The organism is Pseudomonas protegens (assembly GCF_003732485.1).
Lineage (GTDB): Bacteria > Pseudomonadota > Gammaproteobacteria > Pseudomonadales > Pseudomonadaceae > Aquipseudomonas > Aquipseudomonas protegens_B.
Genome location: NZ_MOAK01000082.1, coordinates 62,948 through 66,386, shown reverse-complemented (window position 1 = coordinate 66,386; position 3,439 = coordinate 62,948). Strand labels below are relative to the sequence as shown.

Annotated in this window: 4 protein-coding genes; 3 read left to right on the top strand and 1 reads right to left on the bottom strand. The window is 65.5% G+C overall.

Annotation, left to right across the window (positions count from 1 at the left end; all coding sequences use genetic code 11):
- A partial coding sequence (locus BLX41_RS36270) for a PTS transporter subunit EIIC (RefSeq protein WP_259745189.1) occupies window positions 1–1,314 on the bottom strand: 1,314 nt, incomplete at its 3' end.
- A 322-nt stretch (window positions 1,315–1,636) separates the two neighbouring features.
- Here BLX41_RS36270 and BLX41_RS26030 point away from each other — a divergent pair.
- From BLX41_RS26030 to BLX41_RS33885, 3 genes are all read left to right on the top strand, one after another.
- Window positions 1,637–2,170 carry a sigma-70 family RNA polymerase sigma factor gene (locus BLX41_RS26030; RefSeq protein ID WP_123727212.1) on the top strand — a complete coding sequence of 178 codons (534 nt, stop codon included), beginning with the start codon at window positions 1,637–1,639 and terminating at the stop codon, window positions 2,168–2,170.
- A 6-nt stretch (window positions 2,171–2,176) separates the two neighbouring features.
- Entirely contained in the window at window positions 2,177–3,154 is a 978-nt protein-coding gene (locus BLX41_RS26025) for a FecR domain-containing protein (RefSeq protein ID WP_123727211.1), read from the top strand.
- A 100-nt stretch (window positions 3,155–3,254) separates the two neighbouring features.
- Window positions 3,255–3,439, top strand: a 185-nt coding sequence (locus BLX41_RS33885) for a hypothetical protein (protein ID WP_185073792.1), incomplete at its 3' end; no start/stop codon positions are given.

The window sequence follows — 3,439 nt, the reverse complement described above, 5'->3', positions numbered from 1 at the left end:
CTGCCGGGCCGTTTGCTTGTAGGCCGCCACCACCGGGTCCAGCTCAAACAGCCGGCCCCGCTCTTCAAGGCCGCGGAAGGTGGTGTCGAAGGTCTTCAGGTAGACCTGCTCGGAGCGTTCGCCCTGGCGCTGGATGCTGCGCACATAAGGCATATAGATCAGCGTACCGACGCCCAGCAGCACCAGTTGCAGGAGCACCGCACCCCAATCGCCCTGGGTACTGAGGTAGGCATTGAGCAGCACCGGTGAAGTAAAGGGCACGCTGACCAGGGCCGGGCTCACCCAGCCCAGCTGCACCACCACCAGCGCCAGGCAGGCATTGACCATGGGCACCAGCATGAACGGCACCAGCAGGCGCGGGTTGAGGATGATCGGCAGGCCGAACAGCAGCAGTTCGTTGACGTTGAACAGCGACAGCGCCAGGCTCGCCAGCGCCAGCAGGCGCATGGAATGGTTCCTGGAAAAACCGAGGATCGCCAGCACCAGGGCCAGGGAGCCGCCAGAGCCGCCAATAAAGGCGAAGCAGCCCAGCAGGCCACTGTTGAGGGCAAAACGCAGGGGTTGCCCGGCGGCGTGATCGGCTGCATTCAGGGTCACCGCCTGATCCATCACTTCCATCAACGGCTGCATGGCATAGGTGCCGTGAATGCCGAAGAACCAAAACAGGGAGTTGGTCGAGGTCAGGAAAATCGCGTTGAGGTAGGGATGATCAAGGCTGTCGATGTCGATCGGCCGCTGGATGTAGGCAAAGTCGTGGATCTGCAACAGCAGTTGCAGCACCGCCACCAGCACCAGGGAGGTCAGCACCCCCGGCAGCACCATATTGATGGTGCCCTTGAGGTTGTGACCCACCAGGCCCTCGTCCACCAGCCGGGTCCAGCGCCGGCGATGCAGCCAGGCCATGGTCGGGACATTGACCAGGGGCGAGGCAATGGCGATGAACAGCACGAACGTCGCCGACGCCAGCGGATAGTCCCGCAGCAGGTAGATGGCGATCACTACATGGGACAGGCAGAGAAAGGCCACCGGCAGCTGGGGCAAGCGGTACTGGATCGCCAGCATGTAGCCGATGGACGCCGCCACCAGCAAGGGAATGATCGAACTGATGCGGTTGTGCAGCCCGGCCAGCAAGTCCACCAGTGCACTGGGAGCACCCAGGGCCTGGGCGCATTGGGCCGCTATCAGAAATACCGCCGAAACCAGCAGGCAGGGCAACAGCCAGAGCAGGCCCTCACGTATCGAACGCAAGGACTCGGCGCCCGCCAGGAGCGCCAGGCGGTGGGTGAAAAACAGCTTGAACCCCGGTTGCCGCATCAGCCTATCCCCTCTGCCACTGCATGCCCGCCCCCGCAGACGGCCCCTGTCACCGCCTGGCAACCGGCTGGCGGCGCCCAGCCGTGACAGTGGGATGCAAGCGAAGATACCACTGAAGAAACCCCTGTCAGCAAGCATTGAATGCAGGTGTCCTGAGTGTTTTATCGCCTCCATGGCGTCAGACTTGATGTGTTTTTCCAGGGGCCAGGCCTGATCGACAGCTGCACAACGGCGAATCGATATCATTTGCAGGGCATCCGGGCTTTTGCTTTAATCGCGATCAATTCCCATTTACAACCCAGCCCGCCACCGGACCACGCCCTTGCCCTCGACGCCGCCCGCCAGCCCCGCTTTGGTCCATCACCTCTATGACAGCCATCACCGCTGGCTCTACGAGTTGCTGCGGCGGCGCCTGAACCATGCCTGGGATGCCGCCGACCTGGCCCACGAGATTTTCGTCCGTGTGCTCAAGCGTCCGCCCCAGCTCGATGGCGATGTCCAGCAACGCTCCTACCTGGCCACCATCGCCCGGGGCCTGTGCATCGATCACTGGCGCCGCCGACAACTGGAACAGGCCTGGCTCCAGGCCCTGGCGGCGCGGCCCCAGGCGCTGCAACCGTCCCCGGAGCAACGGGCGATCATCGTCGAGACCCTGCACGAAGTGGACGCCATGCTCGGCCGCCTGCCCCAGCGGGTGCGCGAGGCCTTCATCCTGGCGCAACTGCACGACCGTCCCTACAGAGAGATTGCCGTTGAGCTGGGCGTCTCCGAGCGCATGGTGAAGAAGTACCTGGCCCAGGCCCTGGTGCATTGCGCACTGCTGGAGGCCGAACTCGATGGCCTGCTGGTGGAGTAGAACGGCATGAGCGAACACACCGGCAACCGGTTGAGCCACGCCAGCCTGCAACAGGCCGCCCATTGGTACGTGCAACTTCAGGACGAAGCCGTCAGCGACGAGCAGCGTCGTCATTGGCAGGCCTGGCTCGAGCAGACCGCGGAACACCGCCAGGCCTGGGGCTACGTGCAGCGGGTCAGCCAGCGCCTGCTGCCGTTGCAGGACGCCACTGCCCAGCAAGCCGCCGGTCAGGCCCTGCGCGGTGGTCGGCGCCCGGCACTGGCGCGGCGCCAGGTGCTCGGTGGCCTGTTGTTGATCGGCCTGGGCTGGGGCACCTGGCGCGGCACGCCTTTGCCCCAGACACTGGGTCGCTGGCGGGCGGACTACGCCACCGGCACCGGGGAGGTTCGCGATGCCCGCCTCAGCGATGGCACTCACCTCTGGCTCAATGCCCTGAGTGCGCTGGATGTGCGCTACAGCGCCCTGGAGCGCCTGTTGCTGCTGCACCAGGGAGAAATCCTCATCGACACGGCCAAGGACCCGCAACGGCCCTTCCTGGTGGACACCGAACACGGACGGCTGCAGGCCCTGGGCACGCGCTTCAGCGTGCGCCGGGACGGGCAACGCACCCTGCTCAATGTCTACGCCGGGGCGGTGCAAGTACGCAACGCCGAAGGGGGTCAGGTGCAGGTGGTCAACGCCGGCCAGCAATTGGCCTTCGACGCCCATGCACTGGGCCCGCTGCTGGGCGCCAGCGCGGCCCGCGAGGCCTGGAGCCGCGGCCTGCTGCTGGCCGACAACCTGCCGCTGGAGCACTTGCTCGATGAGTTGGGACGCTATCGCCCGGGGCACCTGGGCTGTGACCCGACCATTGGCCGCTTGCCGGTGATGGGGGCCTTTCCCCTGCACGACTCCGACCAGGCCCTGGCGCTGCTGGAGGCCGCCCTGCCGGTGCGCGTCAAGCGTCTCGCCTCCTGGTGGGTGACCCTTGAACCCCGGGCCTGAACACTCGGGAAAAAAAATTTCAGATCCCGGTTCCCTTTTGTCTTTCTGGTTCGGTTAACCCGGTAACTGCTCTCACATTGCCGATCCACAAGGGAACCTCATGCCAACACCCAGCCGTCCCCGCCTGCGCCTGCCCCTGCGTCCCCTGACCCTGTGCAGCGCCCTCCTGTGCCTGCCCGCGCCCTGGTCCCTGGCCGCCGAAAGCCCCGCCAGCCAGCAGGCGGACAGCCAGCGCCAGACCTACAATATCGACCCCGGCCCGCTGGTGACCGTGCTCAATCGCTT

Excerpts from the sequence above, each read along its gene's own strand:
- BLX41_RS26025 (WP_123727211.1), top strand. The coding sequence starts at position 2,177 with ATGAGCGAACACACCGGCAACCGGTTGAGCCACGCCAGCCTGCAACAG.